The 17,389-nt window shown below is 71.7% G+C and carries 9 protein-coding genes; 6 read left to right on the top strand and 3 right to left on the bottom strand.

From position 1 onward, the window contains the following. Nucleotides 1–34: 34 nt before the first annotated feature. Nucleotides 35–1,780, bottom strand: a complete 1,746-nt coding sequence (locus OU787_RS08505) for an NAD+ synthase (protein ID WP_268658977.1) — start codon at nucleotides 1,778–1,780, stop codon at nucleotides 35–37. Between the two features lie 230 nt (nucleotides 1,781–2,010). On the opposite strand from OU787_RS08505, the gene glnA reads away from it, so the two are divergent. From glnA to OU787_RS08485, 4 genes are all read left to right on the top strand, one after another. Beyond that, nucleotides 2,011–3,372 (top strand): type I glutamate--ammonia ligase, encoded by a 1,362-nt coding sequence (glnA, locus tag OU787_RS08500; protein ID WP_014135480.1) that lies wholly within the window; start codon nucleotides 2,011–2,013, stop codon nucleotides 3,370–3,372. 374 nt (nucleotides 3,373–3,746) lie between these two features. Then, nucleotides 3,747–4,121: a hypothetical protein gene (locus OU787_RS08495; protein ID WP_268658976.1), complete on the top strand. Its 375-nt coding sequence runs from the start codon at nucleotides 3,747–3,749 to the stop codon at nucleotides 4,119–4,121. Between the two features lie 375 nt (nucleotides 4,122–4,496). Beyond that, nucleotides 4,497–4,919, top strand: a complete 423-nt coding sequence (locus tag OU787_RS08490; protein WP_268658975.1) for a hypothetical protein — start codon at nucleotides 4,497–4,499, stop codon at nucleotides 4,917–4,919. Between the two features lie 94 nt (nucleotides 4,920–5,013). Then, nucleotides 5,014–5,676, top strand: coding sequence for a hypothetical protein (locus OU787_RS08485; protein ID WP_268658974.1), 663 nt, complete (start codon nucleotides 5,014–5,016; stop codon nucleotides 5,674–5,676). Between the two features lie 25 nt (nucleotides 5,677–5,701). Here the strand turns inward: OU787_RS08485 and OU787_RS08480 are convergent, their stop codons facing one another. Continuing rightward, on the bottom strand, nucleotides 5,702–6,814 hold the full coding sequence (locus tag OU787_RS08480) for an acyltransferase family protein (protein WP_268658973.1): 1,113 nt from the start codon (nucleotides 6,812–6,814) through the stop codon (nucleotides 5,702–5,704). A 187-nt stretch (nucleotides 6,815–7,001) separates the two neighbouring features. On the opposite strand from OU787_RS08480, the gene OU787_RS08475 reads away from it, so the two are divergent. Then, a complete protein-coding gene (locus OU787_RS08475) occupies nucleotides 7,002–10,046 on the top strand; it encodes a bifunctional [glutamine synthetase] adenylyltransferase/[glutamine synthetase]-adenylyl-L-tyrosine phosphorylase (protein ID WP_442788440.1) in 3,045 nt (1,014 codons plus the stop codon). A gap of 133 nt (nucleotides 10,047–10,179) precedes the next feature. Here OU787_RS08475 and OU787_RS08470 read toward each other — a convergent pair whose 3' ends face one another. Further along, nucleotides 10,180–11,130: a phosphatase PAP2 family protein gene (locus OU787_RS08470; RefSeq protein ID WP_030460735.1), complete on the bottom strand. Its 951-nt coding sequence runs from the start codon at nucleotides 11,128–11,130 to the stop codon at nucleotides 10,180–10,182. 343 nt (nucleotides 11,131–11,473) lie between these two features. On the opposite strand from OU787_RS08470, the gene pulA reads away from it, so the two are divergent. Further along, nucleotides 11,474–17,035, top strand: a complete 5,562-nt coding sequence (gene pulA, locus OU787_RS08465) for a pullulanase-type alpha-1,6-glucosidase (protein WP_268658971.1) — start codon at nucleotides 11,474–11,476, stop codon at nucleotides 17,033–17,035. Nucleotides 17,036–17,389 lie beyond the last annotated feature (354 nt).

Raw genomic sequence — 17,389 nt, 5'->3', positions numbered from 1 at the left:
GCGGCGCTCACCCTAACCCGTCCGCCCCGCACTGTCAGCCCTGCCGCCAGCGGTTGGTGATGGGCAGCCGGCGGTCGCGGCCGAAGTTCTTCGGCGAGACCTTCGGGCCCGGCGGGTACTGCCGCCGCTTGTACTCGGCGGTGTCGACCAGCCGCACCACCCGGTCCACCACCTCGGCCGGGAACCCGGCGGCCACGATCGCGTCCCGGCCCTCGTCGCCCTCCACGTACCGGGCCAGCACGGCGTCCAGCAGGTCGTAGTCGGGCAGCGAGTCGGTGTCCTTCTGGTCCGGCCGCAGCTCGGCGGACGGCGGCTTGGAGATGGTGTTCTCCGGGATCGGCGGCACCTCGCCGCGGGCCTCGGCCGCCGCGTTGCGCCAGCGGGCCAGCTTGAAGATCAGCGTCTTGTACACGTCCTTGATCGGCCCGTAGGCGCCCACCGAGTCGCCGTACAGCGTCGAGTAGCCGACCGCCAGTTCGCTCTTGTTGCCCGGCGCCAGGACCAGCTGCCCCTCCTGGTTGGAGATCGCCATCAGCAGGGTGCCGCGCAGCCGCGACTGCAGGTTCTCCTCGGCCAGGCCGGTCAGCTCGGCGGCACTCATGTAGGCGTCGAACATCGGGGCGATCGACACCGTGCGGAAGTGCAGGCCGGTGCGGCGGGCCAGCTCGGCCGCGTCGTCCCGGGAGTGCTGCGAGGAGTAGCGCGAGGGCATCGAGACGCCGTACACGTGCTCCGCGCCGATCGCGTCCACCGCGATCGCCGCGACCAGCGCCGAGTCGATGCCGCCGGACAGGCCGATCAGCACCGAGCGCGCGCCGTTCTTGCGGACGTACGCCCGGGTGCCCTCGACCAGCGCCGCGTACACCTCGGCCTCGTCGTCCAGCCGCTCGGAGACCTGCGGCTCCAGCGGCTGCGCGGGCCGCTCCTTGGGCGCGCCGCCCAGGTCGACCCTGGTCAGCTTCAGGCCGTCGGCGAGCACCGTGCCGTCCGGCAGGCCGTCCTCGTTCGCGGCCGGCAGGTCGAGGTCGACGACCAGCAGCGCCTCCTCGAACTGCGGTCCGCGGGCCAGCAGTTCGCCGCCCTCGGTGACCACCATCGACTCGCCGTCGAAGACCAGCTCGTCCTGCGCGCCGACCATGTTCAGGTACACCAGCGGGCAGCCCGCCTCGGCGGCCCGGCGCTTGACCAGCTCCAGCCGGACGTCGTCCTTGTCGCGCTCGTACGGCGAGCCGTTGACCGACAGCAGCAGGCCCGCGCCGGCCTGGCCGGTGGCGGCGACCCGGCCGCCCTCCTGCCAGATGTCCTCGCAGATCGCCAGCGCGACGTCCACGCCGTGCAGCCGCAGCACCGTCAGCTGGTCGCCCGGCACGAAGTACCGGTACTCGTCGAACACGCCGTAGTTCGGCAGGAAGTGCTTGGCGAACCTGGTCACCACCGCGCCGCCGCGCAGCACCGCCGCGCAGTTCTGCGGCTTGCCGGCGTACCGGGTGCCCGGCTCGCCGCGGCCCAGGTAGCCGACCACCACCGGGGTGTCGCCCAGGCCCTCGGCCTGCAGCTTCGCCGCCAGGTCGACCAGCGCGGCGCGGGAGCCCTCGACGAAGGAGCCGCGGAAGGCCAGGTCCTCCACCGGGTACCCGGTGAGCACCATCTCGGGGAAGGCGATCAGGTCGGCGCCGGACTCGGCGGCCCGCTTCGACCAGCGCAGCACCTCCTCGCTGTTGCGGGCGAGGTCACCGACCCAGGGGTCGATCTGGCACAGGGCGAGACGCAGATTCGGCATGCCCCCGAGTGTAATCGTCTAACTGACGCTATGTCGCGGGGGTACCCCCGTCGGCACGCCGGACACCCAGCCGGCACCCAGGTTCGCCCCGCTGCCCGCCCGGGATCGGCAAGCGGGCCCGGATCCGCCATGATGGGTGGCGACGCGGTCAGGGCGAGGTCTTCGCCGGGCCGGCCGGCCGGTGCGGGCGGCGTAACACGGGCGTAAAGAGCAGAGGTGAGACTGTCCCCATGGGCAAGCAGCAGGAGTTCGTGCTTCGCACGCTCGAAGAGCGTGACATCCGGTTCGTCCGGCTGTGGTTCACCGACGTGCTCGGGTTCCTCAAGTCCGTGGCGGTGGCCCCGGCCGAACTGGAACAGGCCTTCGAGGAAGGCATCGGCTTCGACGGCTCGGCGATCGAGGGCTTCGCCCGGGTCTACGAATCCGACATGATCGCCAAGCCGGACCCGACCACCTTCCAGATACTGCCGTGGCGCTCCGAGAACCCCGGCACCGCCCGGATGTTCTGCGACATCCTGATGCCCGACGGCTCGCCCTCCTACGCCGACCCGCGCTACGTCCTCAAGCGCACCCTGGAGAAGGCCTCCAACCTCGGCTTCACCTTCTACACCCACCCCGAGATCGAGTTCTTCCTGCTCAAGGACCTCCCCGGCGACGGCACCCCGCCGACCCCCGCCGACCAGTCCGGCTACTTCGACCACACCCCGCGCGGCATCGGCCACGACTTCCGCCGCCAGGCCATCACGATGCTCGAATCCATGGGCATCTCGGTCGAGTTCAGCCACCACGAGGGCGCCCCCGGCCAGCAGGAGATCGACCTGCGCTACGCCGACGCGCTCTCCACCGCGGACAACATCATGACCTTCCGCCTGGTCATGAAGGAGGTCGCCCTCGAACAGGGCGTCCACGCCAGCTTCATGCCCAAGCCGTTCTCGCACTTCCCCGGCTCCGGCATGCACACCCACGTCTCCCTCTTCGAGGGCGACCGCAACGCCTTCCACGAGTCCGGCGCCGAGTACCAGCTCTCCAAGGTCGGCCGCTCCTTCATCGCCGGCCTGCTCAAGTACGCCGCCGAGACCGCCGCCGTCACCAACCAATGGGTCAACTCCTACAAGCGCATCTGGGGCGGCTCCCAGCGCACCGCCGGCGCCGGCGGCGAAGCCCCCTCCTACATCTGCTGGGGCCACAACAACCGCTCCGCGCTCATCCGCGTCCCCATGTACAAGCCCGGCAAGCAGGGCTCCACCCGCATCGAGGTCCGCTCCCTCGACACCGGCTGCAACCCCTACCTCGCCTACGCCGTCACCCTCGCCGCCGGCCTCAAGGGCATCGAGGACAACCTCGAACTCCCCCCCGGCGCCGACGACGACGTCTGGGCCCTCACCGACGCCGAACGCCGCGCCCTCGGCATCCAGCCCATGCCCCAGAACCTCGGCGAGGCCATCGACCTCATGCAGCGCAGCGAACTCGTCGCCGAGACGCTGGGCGAGCACGTCTTCGACTTCTTCCTGCGCAACAAGCGCCAGGAGTGGGAGGAGTACCGCTCCGAGGTCACCCCGTTCGAGCTGCGCAAGGTGCTGCAGGTGCTGTAATCCCTGGCCAGCGGCCTGTTGCAGGCAAGTCGAAGGCCCCGAGCCCGTGGAACGCCCCCGCGGGCTCGGGGACTTCGCGATTTCCGGGGCCGTTTGCGGGCCGTCAGGCTTCGTGACGACGGGTGCCGACCACATCGTCGATGGCATGGCCGAGATCGCGTCAGCCTTGCGCGCTCGGCTCCATGGAGGGGGGATGCGGTAAGGGAGCTGTTACGAGTTTCGCTACTTCACCACTAACAATTTCGGTCAGGCCCAAGCCCGAGGTGGACAAGTTGCTGGTCAAAACTGCTCCACCACCTTCAGGATGAGTGCGCTACCGGTCCGATTCGAAGGTGCCGCGTAGTGCCGTGGTCAACTGAGTATGTTGCCGAGTTGTGAACATCACCCTGATCGCGAACGCCGTGGAAGTTGATGCGGGCGTCAAGCGCCTGTCGATGCGGTTCATCAAGCAGTGTGCCGCTCCTGAACGCGAGAGGCTCAGCCCGGAACTCTGCGAGCAGATCACCGATGCCTTCGAGGGGCACGGGCTCTTGACCGTGCCGAGGAAACTGCCGACTTCCGAGAATGAGTGGGTGTTCGTCCTCAGCAAGGACAGTCCGCTCGGGCAGGCCGTCAGTCTTGCGGGCGCCGTCATCGCGATGAGCTTGTTGGGGATACCACCGCTTCCGGACGACCTCGATGATCGGTTTCCTGAGTTGGTCAGCCTCGGCAAGGGACAGGGTGAATGGCTTCGGGGCATCCGGAAATGAGTGCGCCCGGAAGGCCGGCGTCTGGCATCAGTCCCTGATCAACCTACGCCGGGAGTGGGAGGAGGGCGTCCCTGCGGGGGCTCGATGTTCTGCTCCAGCGAGAGTGTGCGGCGGATCCACTTTGGCAGGCCGGGGTCCGGCGGAGCCGTTTGTCGTTGCGGGGGTTGAACAGCCACTTCACCGCGGATCCTTCCGCTCGGCCGTGGATGACGGCCCCATCCTCGTAGAGTGGTGGGACGGGCGAAAGTCGGCGGTCTGTCAGGTCGTCTGCCGAGCAACGTACTCGGGCCGGAGCCGTTCGTTTTCGCGGCGGATCCGGGTAAGGGGACGGGGTGGGGCACGGTCGGACTGGTGCGGGGTCGGGAGGGGCTGGGGATGGAACTGCGGCTGCGGTACGCGCCGGAGGCGGTGAACGCCGGGAGGTTCGCGGCGGACATCGTGGTGTCGGCGGCGCAGGTGAGCGGGGTGGAGCTGGACTACTCGGTGGGGAGTCTGGCGGTGGTGGACGGGATCATCGAGGAGTTCCGGGAGAGCGGGATCGTCGGCGAGCAGGTCGGGGAGACGCTGTTCGGGTTCGGCTGCTACGTCGGCGAGGTGATGGTCCGGCAGGGCGGGGCGGCCTGGCGGGGCGTGGGCGGGGAGGAGGCGGTGGCGTTCGGGTTCCCGCTGGTGGTGGACCTGCCGAGCGGGCAGGTGGGCAATCCGATCGGGAAGGTGTTCCGGCGGTTGGAGAACGGGCCGCAGGACAGTCTGCCGTACTTCTACACGGTGTTCGCGGAGCCGTGGCGCCGGGTGTAGTTCCCCCGGGACAGGTGGGCTGCGGGGGCTCTCTGCGGTGCGCACCGGACGGTGCAGTACGCGAGGCAGGAAGGGAAGCGGCCCTGGAAGCTGGATGCATTGGTCGGTGCAGCGGATCGGGGTGCGGATGGCTTCTGGGAACGACCCGAGCTTCTTCGGGAACGTGCTTGCGTCCGTCATCACTGCGACGGTGGCGTCGGTGCTGGGCGCCGCGGGGCTCTCGCTGCGGCAGTGGCGGGCCCGAAGGAACACCGAACTCAAGAACCGCCGCTCGCTGGACGACGCCCGCGCACGACTCGACTACCTGGCCCAGTGGTTCACGACCTATGCGACGGTCGCGCCAGGGCCTGAGGTCGAGTCGATGCGGCGATGGGTGGCCGCCTGCCTGGACACGGAGTTGGTGGCACTCCGAGCGGTGTCCCGGGAGGAACGGCGCGAAGAGCGGATGTCGTTCTGGGGACGGATGAGGGCGCTGCTGCTGCTCCACCCTTTGCACTCGGTGGCCGGCTGGATTGTGAGGGTGGCCTTCTACTTCGGTCTGGTGACGGTCTGCGGTGTGCTTCCCAAGATGTTGTCGGATCCGCGTACGGGTTGGGGCGACCGGATCGGGGCGTCCTTGCTGTTGCTCGTTCTCGGCTTCGGGGTCCTGGCCGGTCTGTGGTTCCTCGCCGTCCGGTTGTCTCCACGGAGTGAGGCATTGCAGGCGTTTCGTTCGGACCGGAGGCCTGGGGGCGGCGGGCCCGACGCCGCGCGCTGATCCGACCGGACCGGCCGGGCCGGACCTACGTCAGCGAGGAGGAGTCCTCGGGCGGTCGGCGGCCGGTCGGCTCACTGGCCGTCCGGGGCCGGACCACCTGCGGGGGCGGGGGAGTGGTGGGGCGGTCGCGCAGGAGGCGTTCCAGGGGTTGTTCGACGAGGTGGTGGAGGGTGCCGGCCAGGGTGAGGGAGGTGGTGAGGAGGAGGAGCCAAACGGCGGCGGTGGGGAGGCCGGGGGCGGGGTGGCCGTAGTGGTGGAGCCAGGGGCGGAAAGTGATCTCGTGGATCAGGTACCAGGCGAAGGACCAGTCGCCGAGGCGGGTCCACGGGCGGCGGGCGAGCGGGCCGGCGGGGCGGTGCAGGTCGGCCTGGGCGGCGGCGGTGATCAGGGCGGCGAACAGCGGGGCGGACAGGAGCTGGGAGGCGATGTACGGGCTGTGCCACGCGGGGTCGGGGACGGCGTGGTGCCAGGGGATCAGAGCGAGATGGAAGGCGGCCACGGCGAGGGCGGTGGGGAGCAGCGGCAGGACGGGCAGGCGGCTGCGGCGGACGGCCAGGGCCAGGGCGGCGCCGAGCAGGAACTGGGGGGTGCGGCTGAGCGGCAGGTAGTCGAGGAGCCAGCTGCGCAGCGAGGCATCGGCGACGGCGGAGCCGGCCAGCCACAGCAGCGGGCCGCTCGCGCAGCACAGCGCGGCGGTGCGCAGGCCGGGCCGCAGCCGCAGCAGCAGCGGGAAGAGCAGGTAGAACCAGCCCTCGTCGCCGAGCGACCAGCCCGCCGGGTTGCCGCCCATCACGGTGCTCCGCCCCCACGGGTGCAGCAGCGGCAGCGACCACAGGGCGGCGGTGACGGGCATGGCGGCGCCGACCGCGGCGAACACCGCGAGCGAGGCGCCGGTGGTCAGGGCGTGCAGCGGCCAGATCCGGGCGAGGCGGCGGCGGTAGAAGCGGAGGGCCGGGACGGGGGCGTCCGCGTACGTCCAGGCGAGCACGAAACCGGACAGCACGAAGAAGAACGTCACGCCCGAACGCCCGTACCAGGCAAGGGGGCTGAGCACCGGCAGGGCGCCCACCTGGCGGGACAGGTGGTAGCAGACGACCAGCAGCGCGGCGAGGAAGCGCAGGCCGGTGAGGGAGGGCAACCGGGAGGGAAGTCGGGCGGGCAGCCGGGCGGGCGGTATCCGGAGAGGTGTCACTCCGGGCCAACGAGCCGGGCGGCGGGGTGTCACGGGCGGGGCGAACGGGTTGACGGTGCGTCACGGGGCGCGTCCGGGGCGGGCGGGAACGTACGCTTCGGAGCAGGGATCGGCGACGGGAAGCGGGAGCACGGTGGAGGAACGGGCCGGGAGCCGGGTCAGCCGGTTGGAGACCCGACTGGTGCGGCGCGGGTTCTCCGATCCGGACCAGGCGGTGCGGCTGCTCGACGAACCGGCGCTGCACGGGCTGGCCGGCGATCCGGTGCTGCTGGACGCGCTGAGTGCCGCGGCCGATCCGGACCAGGCGCTGTTCGGGCTGGCCCGGCTGCTGGAGGCGCTGGATCCGCACGAGCGGCACACCCTGCGCGACACCCTGACCGCCGCCAAGCCGCTGCGGGACCGGCTGCTGGGCGTCCTGGGCGCCTCGACCGCGCTCGCCGACCACCTGGCCCGGCACCCCCGCGACTGGCACGCCCTGGTCTCCTTCGAGCTGCGCGACATCCACCCCGGGCGCGGCGACTTCCTCGGCGAACTCACCCGCCGGGTGTGGGCCGAGCCGGAGGGCGACCGGGCCGACGCGCTGCGCGCCGCCTACCGGCGCTGCCTGCTGGCCATCGCCGCCCGCGACCTGTCCGGCACCACCGACCTGCCGCAGGCCGCCGCCGAACTCGCCGACCTGGCCGGCGCCACCCTGCAGGCCGCCCTCGACATCGCCGCCGAGCAGGACCCGGAGGCCGCCGCGGCCGCCCGGCTGGCGGTGATCGGAATGGGCAAGTGCGGCGGCCGCGAGCTGAACTACGTCTCCGACGTGGACGTGATCTTCGTGGCCGAGGCCCGCGAGGGCGTCGACGAGCAGAAGGCCGTGCAGGCCGCCACCCGGCTCGCCGCGCACGCCATGCGGCTGTGCTCCGACACCACCGGCGAGGGCACCATCTGGCCGGTCGACGCCAACCTGCGCCCCGAGGGCCGCAACGGCCCGCTGGTGCGCACCCTGGCCAGCCACCTCGCCTACTACCAGCGCTGGGCCAAGACCTGGGAGTTCCAGGCCCTGCTCAAGGCCCGCCCGATCGCCGGCGACCCCGAACTCGGCCGCGCCTACGCCGAGGCCGTCGCCCCGCTGGTGTGGCAGGCCGCCGCCCGGGAGAACTTCGTCACCGACGTCCAGCAGATGCGCCGCCGGGTGGTCGACGCCATCCCGGCCGGGGAGCTGGACCGGCAGCTGAAGCTCGGCCCCGGCGGCCTGCGCGACGTCGAGTTCGCCGTCCAGCTGCTGCAACTCGTGCACGGGCGCACCGACGAGGCGCTGCGCAGCGGCAACACCCTGGAGGCGCTGGCCGCGCTCAGCGCCGGCGGCTACGTCGGGCGGGCCGACGCCGCCTCGCTGGACGCCGCGTACCGCTTCCTGCGCACCCTGGAGCACCGGATCCAGCTGCAGCGGCTGCGCCGCACCCACCTGATGCCCACCGACCCCGCCGACCTGCGCCGGCTGGCCCGCACGATGGCCCCCCAGCTCGGCCCGGACAGCAAGGGCGACCCGGTGGCGGCCCTGCAACGGGAGTGGAAGCGGCACGCGGTGGAGGTCCGGCGGCTGCACGAGCGGCTGTTCTACCGGCCGCTGCTGGACGCCGTCGCCGAACTGCCGGTCGCCGAACTGCGGGTCACCGGCTCCGGAGCCGCCGGGCTCAGCACCGAGGCAGCCAAGCAGCGCCTGGCCGCCCTCGGCTACGCCGACCCGGCCGCCGCGCTGCGGCACATCTCCGCGCTCGCCTCCGGCGTCAGCCGCAAGGCCGCCATCCAGCGCACCCTGCTGCCGGTGCTGCTCGGCTGGTTCGCCGACTCCGCCGACCCTGACGCCGGGCTGCTCAACTTCCGCCAGGTCTCCGACGCGCTCGGCCGCACCCCCTGGTACCTGCGGCTGCTGCGCGACGAGGGCGCCGCCGCCGAACAGCTCGCCCGGGTGCTGTCCGCCGGACGCCTCGCCCCCGACCTGCTGCTGCGCGCCCCCGAGGCGGTCGCCATGCTCGGCGACGCCGGCGGCCTCGTCCCGCGCGGCCGGGCCGCGCTGGAGGCGGAGGTGCTGGCCGCCGTCGGCCGGGCCGGCAGCCCCGCCGCCGCAGTCGCCGCGGCCCGGGCCGTCCGCCGCCGCGAACTGTTCCGCACCGCCGCCGCCGACGTCCTCGGCCGGCTCGACGAGGACCCGGCCCGCGCCCTCGACCTCACCGGCGAGGCCCTCACCTCGATCACCGCCGCCACCCTGCAGGGCGCGCTGCGCGCCGCCGTCGACGGCTGGGAGGCCCGGGGCGGCGAGCTGCCCACCCGGATCGCGATCATCGCGATGGGCCGGTTCGGCGGCCACGAACTCGGCTACGGCTCGGACGCGGACGTGCTGTTCGTGCACGATCCCCGGCCCGGCGTCCCCGACGAGGAGGCCGCCCGGGCCGCCCGCGAGGTGGTCGGCGAACTGCGCACCCTGCTGGCCGCCCCGTCCGTCGAACCCCCGCTGCTGGTCGACGCCGACCTGCGCCCCGAGGGCCGCAACGGCCCGCTGGTGCGCACCCTCAGCTCGTACGCCGCGTACTACGCGCGCTGGTCGCACGCCTGGGAGAGCCAGGCGCTGCTGCGGGCCGAGCCGATGGCCGGCGACCCCGAGCTCGGCGCGCGCTTCCGGGAGCTGATCGACCCGCTGCGCTACCCCGGTGCGGGCGTCCCCGACCGGGACCTGATGGAGATCCGCCGGATCAAGGCCCGGATCGAGGCCGAACGGCTGCCGCGCGGCGCCGACCCCACCACCCACACCAAGATCGGCCGCGGCGGCCTGGCGGACGTCGAGTGGACGGTGCAGCTGCTGCAGCTCCGGCACGGCCACGAGCTGCCGGCCCTGCGCACCACCCGCACCCGGGCGGCGCTGGCCGCCGCGACGGAGGCCGAGCTGGTCGACCGGGAGGACGCGGAGGTGCTGGACGCCGCCTGGGTGCTCGCCTCCCGGGTGCGGGCCGCGGTGATGCTGGTGCGCGGGCGCGCGGGGGACAGCTTCCCCGGCGACGCGCGGGAACTGGCGGGGGTGGCGCGCTACCTCGGCTACGGGGTGGGGCACTCGGGGGAGCTGGTGGACGAGTACCGGCGGACGACGCGGCGGGCGCGCCGGGTGGTGGAGCGGCTGTTCTACGGCGGGGAGTAGCGCGCAAGCGCGGGCTTCGGGTGGGCGCACAGCAGGATCGCGGCGCAGGAGGGTGGTCCGTCCTGTGCCGCGATCCTGCGGGAGGTGCGTGGCCGGTCGCGCAGTTCCCCGCGCCCCTGGCGGCGTGCCGGCGCTAGGCGTTGACCTTGGTGTCCCACTGGGCGGGGACGGTGAGTTCCCGGTCGGCCGGTTCGCCGGGCCGGCGGGGGAGGCGGTAGACCCAGGTGTGGTAGATCAGGCGGGCGGAGAGGAAGCCGACGGCCAGGCAGACCTCGCCGCCGACCGCGTCCAGCCAGAAGTGGTTGGCGGTGGAGACGATCACGCTGAGGGTGGCCAGGGGGTAGGCCAGGCCGAGCAGGCGGACCCAGGTGCGGCGGGCGAGGAAGAAGATGGTCAGGCCGCACCACATGGACCAGCCGATGTGCATGGAGGGCATCGCCGCGTACTGGTTGGAGACCGTCGCCCCGGCGCCGGAGGCCAGCGAGCCCCAGGTCTGGTGGAGGGTGACGGTGTCCAGGAAGCCGCCGCCGGTCATCAGGCGGGGCGGGGCCAGCGGGAAGCAGTAGAAGCCGACCAGGGCGATGCCGGTGGTGACGAACAGCACCGTCCGGGCGGCGGCGTAGCGGCCGGGGTGGGAGCGGTAGAGCCAGACCAGCACGCCGATGGTGATGATGAAGTGCAGGGTGGCGTAGTAGTAGTTCATCCCGACGATCAGCCAGCTGACCGAGTTGACGCCGTGGTTGATGGAGCGCTCGACGGCGATGCCGAGGGTGTGCTCCAGGTTCCAGACCCAGGTGGCGTGCTTCTGGGCGATCTCGGCCTGCTCGGGGACGGCGTTGCGGACCAGCGAGTACAGCCAGTAGCTGAGGCCGATCAGGGCGAGCTCGAAGAGCAGGTGCGGCCGGCGCGGGGTGCGGCGCTGCTCGCGCAGGCGGCCGCGGACGGCGGCCCCGGGTGACCGGGCGACGCGGGTGGCTCCGCCGGGCGTACGGGCGGTGCGGTCCGTGCCCGGGTCGGAACCGGTGTGCGTGGTCCGGTCGGCACGTTCGGCGCCGGTTGTCTGGATCTCGGTCGGTTCCCCCATGGACGAGAAGTCTGCCAGACCAGGTGTGGCCGCTTGCTCATCCTCTGGTTGGGGATTCTTCACCGATTGTCCCCCTACGGGGGTAGGGGTCGATCGGTTCTCGAGGCGCATGCCGTCCATTGTGGCGCGCGGGTTACGAGGGGTCGAACCGGGGTCTGGTTCGGGCACGCACCCCGGCGGGGGCGGGGGAGCGGCCGCGGGGCGGGCCGGGACGGGGCTCAGGTCACGACTCGGTATGACTCCGGGGCGAAACCGCTTTCGCATCTTGCTGAAACATCTTGCAGGGCGCTAGGTTCCACGCCACCCACCCCATGCCCGAGCGCCCCCGAGGGAGAGCCCTGCCGTGGCCGACGCCCCGTTCCGCCCCCAGCGCCGCACCACCCCCTACCGCCGTCCCGGACGGGCCGCCGTCCTGGTCGCGGCCTCGCTGATCGCCGCCACCCTGGGCGCCGCCCCGCTGGCCGCGGCCGCGCCCGCCAAGCCCGCGGCCCCGCCGTCCGACAAGGACCTGGCGGCCACCGCGAGCCGGCACGACCTGACCCGCGAGCAGTTCTACTTCGTGCTGCCGGACCGCTTCGCCAACGGCAGCACCGGCAACGACACCGGCGGCATCACCGGCGGCCGGATGGACAACGGCCTCGACCCGGCCGACAAGGGCTTCTACCACGGCGGTGACCTGCAGGGCCTGATCGACAAGCTCGACTACATCCAGGACCTGGGCACCACCGCGATCTGGATGGCGCCGATCTTCAAGAACCAGCCCGTGCAGGGCGCCGGGGCGGACGCCTCGGCCGGCTACCACGGCTACTGGATCACCGACTTCACCCAGGTCGACCCGCACTTCGGCACCAACGCCCAGCTCAAGGAGCTGATCGACAAGGCGCACAAGCGCGGCATCAAGGTCTTCTTCGACGTCATCACCAACCACACCGCCGACGTCATCGACTACGCGGAGAAGACGTACGACTACCGCTCCGAGGGCGCCTACCCGACCCTCGACGCGGACGGCAACCCGGTCGACGAGACCGCGGTCGCCGACGCCCGGGCGCAGTGGCCGAACACCACCAAGGACTCCTTCCCCTACACCCCGGTGTTCCGCGACCAGGCGGGCACCACGGCGAAGACCCCGTCCTGGCTGAACGACCCGTCGCTGTACCACAACCGGGGCAACTCGACCTTCGTCGGCGAGTCCGCGACCGAGGGCGACTTCTCCGGCCTGGACGACCTGGACACCCAGAACCCCAAGGTCGTCGCGGGGATGGAGAAGATCTACCAGCAGTGGGTCGCCGAGACCGGCGTCGACGGCTTCCGGATCGACACCGTCAAGCACGTCAACCTGGCGTTCTGGGAGCAGTGGGCGCCCGCGCTGAAGCAGTTCGCCGCGCAGCAGGGCAACAAGAAGTTCTTCATGTTCGGCGAGGTGTACTCGGGCGACCCGGCGATCACCTCCCCGTACGTCACCAAGGGCAAGCTGCAGGCCACCCTGGACTTCGCGTTCCAGGAGGCGGCCCGCTCGTACGTCTCGCAGAACGGCTCGGCCAAGGCGCTCAGCGCGCTGTACGCGCAGGACTACCGGTACACCACGGCCGACACCGACGCCTACGAGCTGCCGACCTTCCTCGGCAACCACGACATGGGCCGGTTCGGCTCCTTCCTGCAGAGCGACAACCCGGGCGCCTCGAACGACGCGCTGCTGGCCAAGGACCGGCTCGCCAACGAGCTGCAGTTCCTGACCCGCGGCCAGCCGGTGGTCTACTACGGCGACGAGCAGGGCTTCACCGGCGCGGGCGGCGACAAGGACGCCCGGCAGGACATGTTCGCCTCGAAGACCCCCTCCTACAACACCGACACCGTGATCGGCGGCGAGTCGGGTTCGAAGGACCGGTACGGCCAGGACGGTGCGCTGTACCAGGGCATCGCGGGCCTGGCGAAGCTGCGCAAGGACAACCCGGCGCTGGCCGACGGCGCCCAGGTCGAGCGGTACGCGGCGGACGGGCCGGGCGTGTACGCGTTCTCCCGGATCGACGCCAAGGAGCAGGTCGAGTACCTGGCGGCGGTCAACAACGCCGCCGAGGCGAAGACCGTCACGCTGGACACCTTCTCGGCGGGCATGGACTTCGACGGCCTGTACGGGTTCAAGGGCAAGGTCACCAGCGGCGCGGACGGCAAGGTGACGGTCACCGTGCCCGCGATGTCCTCGCTGGTGCTGAAGGCCGAGCACAAGCTGGCCAAGCCGGCGGCCGGTCCGTCGATCACCGCCAGCGCGCCCGACAACGGCTCGTACGGCACCGTCACGCTGGGCGCGAGCGTGCCCGGCGGCGGCTTCAACCGGGTCACCTTCGCCGCGCAGGTGGGGGACGGGGCCTGGCAGACGCTCGGCACCGCCGACAACGGCGTGTACCGCGTCACCCAGAACCTGGACGGGGTCGCGCCGGGGACCGTCGTCCGGTTCAAGGCCGTGGTCGAGGACTCGGCGGGCCGACTGGCCTCCACCACCGGGGAGTTCACCACCGGGCAGCAGCCGGCGGCGCCGGCGCCGAGCGCGGTGTCGCGCGAGTACGCGGTGGTGCACTACCAGCGCAAGGACGGCGACTACGACGGCTGGAACCTGTACACCTGGGGCGACATCGCCGACGGCGAGGCGACCACCTGGCCGGCCGGGCACGGCTTCGTCGGGCGGGACGCGTACGGGGCGTTCGCGTACGTGAAGCTCAAGGGCGGGGCGTCCGACGTCGGGTTCGTGGTGGAGAACAACGGCACCAAGGACGTCGACCAGGACCGGCACATCGACATCTCCGCCACCGGCGAGGTGTGGATCAAGGAGGGCGACGCCACCGTCCGCACCGCGAATCCGGACGCGGCGCAGCCGGTGCCCGAGGGCAAGGCGGTCATCCACTACCGGCGGGCCGACGGCAACTACACCGGCTGGGGCCTGCACGACTGGACCGGCGCGGCCGCGCCCACCGACTGGGGCAGCCCGCTGATGCCGGCCCGGCAGGACGCGTTCGGCGCGGTCTTCGAGGTGCCGCTGGCCCAGGGCGCGACCAGCCTCAGCTACATCATCCACAACGGCGGCGACAAGGACCTGCCGCAGGACCAGTCGCTCGACTTCGCCACCTCCGGCCGGGAGATCTGGATCATCGGCGGCCAGGAGGGCCACCTGCTGCCGCAGGCCGGCGGCACCTCCTCGCAGCTCGACCTGGGCTCGGCCAAGGCCCAGTGGATCGACGCGAAGACCGTCGTGGTGCCCGCCAACTACGGTGCGGGGGACGCCCAGTTGAAGGGCGGCACCAGCGCCCAGCTGATCTACGACCCCGAGGGCGGGCTGAGCGTCGACAAGGGCGTGCTGTCCAAGCCGGGCCACTGGATCCGGCTCAACCAGGCGGCCGGCCTCACCGACGCGCAGAAGGCGAAGTTCCCGCACCTGGCCGGGTACCGGGCGTTCACCGTCGACCCGCGCGACGCGGGCCGGATCACCGCCGCGCTGCGCGCCCAGACGGTGTTCACCGAGCACCTGCCCAACGGCGCCGCGCTCGCCGCCACCGGCGTGCAGACCCCCGGCGTGCTGGACGACCTGTACGCGGCCAAGGCGGCCTCGGCGCAGCTCGGCCCGGTGTACTCGGGCGACCAGGGCAAGGGCAACAACGGGAACGGCAAGGACAAGGACAAGGGCGACAAGCGGAAGGTGACGCTGTCGCTGTGGGCGCCGACCGCGACCGACGTGGCGGTGCAACTGTTCGACAAGGCGAGCGGCGGTACCCCGAGGACCGTGCCGCTGAAGCGGGACGACGCGTCCGGCGTCTGGTCGCTGACCGGGGACGCCAAGGACCTGGACGGCAAGTACTACCTGTACCAGGTGAAGGTCTGGGCGCCCAGCGTCCAGCAGATGGTCACCAACCTGGTCACCGACCCGTACTCGACCGCGCTGGCCGCGGACTCCAAGCGCAGCCTGGTCGCCGACCTGTCCTCGGCCGCGACCAAGCCCAAGGGCTGGGACCAGCACCGCAGTCCGGAGGCGATCCCGGCGGTCAAGCAGCAGATCCAGGAGCTGCACGTGCGGGACTTCTCGTCCGCCGACAGCACCGTGCCGGCCGACGAGCGGGGCACCTACCTGGCGTTCACGCAGTCCAGGTCGGCGGGCATGCAGCACCTGAAGGACCTCGCCAAGGCCGGCGTGACCACCATCCACCTGCTGCCGACCTTCGACATCGCCACCATCCGGGAGAACCGGGCCGACCAGAAGCTCCCGGCCTGCGACCTGGCCGCGCTGGCCGCCGACTCCGAGAAGCAGCAGGAGTGCGTGGCGGCCGTGCAGGCCGACGACGCCTACAACTGGGGCTACGACCCGCTGCACTACACGGTGCCGGAGGGCTCGTACGCCACCGACCCGAACGGCACGGCGCGCACCGAGCAGTTCCGCGCAATGGTGCAGGCGATGCACGAGGCGGGCCTGCGGGTGGTGCTGGACGTGGTGTACAACCACACCGCGGCCGCCGGGCAGGACGACAAGTCGGTGCTCGACAAGGTCGTCCCCGGCTACTACCAGCGGCTCAGCGACAGCGGGAAGGTCACCACCGACTCCTGCTGCGCCGACACCGCGCCCGAGCACGCCATGATGAACAAGCTGGTCGTGGACTCGGTGGTGACCTGGGCCAAGCAGTACCGGGTGGACGGCTTCCGGTTCGACCTGATGGGCCTGGACCCGAAGTCGACCATGCTGGACGTGCAGTCGGCGCTGCGGGCGCTCACCCCGCAGAAGGACGGCGTCGACGGATCGAACGTCTTCCTGTACGGCGAGGGCTGGAACTTCGGCACCGTCGCCAACGACGCCCGGTTCGTCCAGGCCACCCAGACCAACATGGCCGGGACCGGCATCGCCACCTTCAACGACCGGATCCGGGACGCCGGGCGCGGCGGCAACTACGAGCTGTCCTCGGCCCCGCAGCAGGGCTTCGCCTCCGGCCTGTTCACCGACCCGAACGGCTCGGCCGACAACGGCACCCCCGAGCAGCAGAAGGCCCGGCTGCTGCACCAGATGGACCAGGTCAAGGTTGGCCTGACCGGCAACCTGGCGGCGTACAAGTTCACCGACAGCAGCGGGAAGCCGGTCACCGGCAGCGGTGTCGACTACAACGGCTCGCCGACCGGCTACGCGGCCAACCCCGGCGAGGCGGTGGAGTACCTGGACGCGCACGACAACGCGGACCTGTACGACGCGCTGGCCTTCAAGCTGCCGCAGTCCACCTCGCCCGCCGACCGGGCCCGGATGCAGGCGCTCGGCCTGTCGCTGACGGCGCTGAGCCAGGGCCCGGGCTTCGCCCAGGCCGGCAGCGACCTGCTGCGCTCCAAGTCGCTGGACGCCAACTCCTTCGACTCCGGTGACTGGTTCAACTCGATCAGCTGGGACTGCAAGCTCGGCAACGGCTGGGGCCGCGGCCTGCCGATGGCGGCCGACAACCAGTCGATGTGGGCCCGCGACAAGCAGCTGCTGGCCGACCCGAAGCTGCGGATGGGCTGCAACGAGACGGGCGCCAGCACCGCCATCTACCAGCAGTTCCTGAAGATCCGTCAGTCCTCGCCGCTGTTCGCGCTGGCCAGCACGGCGGAGGTGCAGCGCCGGCTGTCCTTCCCGCTGTCCGGCACCGCGGGGGAGGACCCGGGCGTGATCACCATGCACCTGGACGGCACCGGGCTGAAGGGCGCCGAGAAGGGCATCACGGTGGTCTTCAACGCCACCCCGACCGCGCAGACCCAGACCGTGGCGGGCCTGCGCGGCAGCAGGCAGGAACTGCACAAGGTGCAGGCGAAGGGCAGTGACCCGGTGGTGAAGCAGGCCGCCTTCGACCCGGCTACGGGCACCTTCACGGTGCCGGGCCGGACGGTGGCGGTGTTCGTCCAGAACTGATTGTTTCCCGGCGGTAACAGGGGCCTCACCTCCGGGTGGGGCCCCGCTCCGTGGTGGCCGAAAATCGACGCTCGCGGCGAGGTTTGGCATGGACCTTTCCGACGCTGTCCCACATGCCGGACCATGCGGGGGTGTTCGAGGGGTCGAGGGGCAGTCATTAATCGGTCAATCAGTGGCATGCATCTGTCATTCACGAGGTGTTTGCTGCCAGGATTCCCCCGGCTGCGGACCGACAGGTAGCCCCAACTCCCGCCGGTGGAACCCTCCCCAGGACTCCGGCGGCCGCAGCCCGGCACGCGTACCCCACGTGCCCGGTACCGCGTACGTGCACCGCACCCCGAGCCGCGACCGGCG

Source organism: Kitasatospora sp. YST-16 (genome assembly GCF_026802215.1).
GTDB classification, from domain to species: Bacteria; Actinomycetota; Actinomycetes; order Streptomycetales; family Streptomycetaceae; genus Kitasatospora; species Kitasatospora cineracea.
The sequence above is the reverse complement of the archived record's forward strand: the minus strand, read 5'-3'. Positions and strand labels throughout refer to the sequence as shown.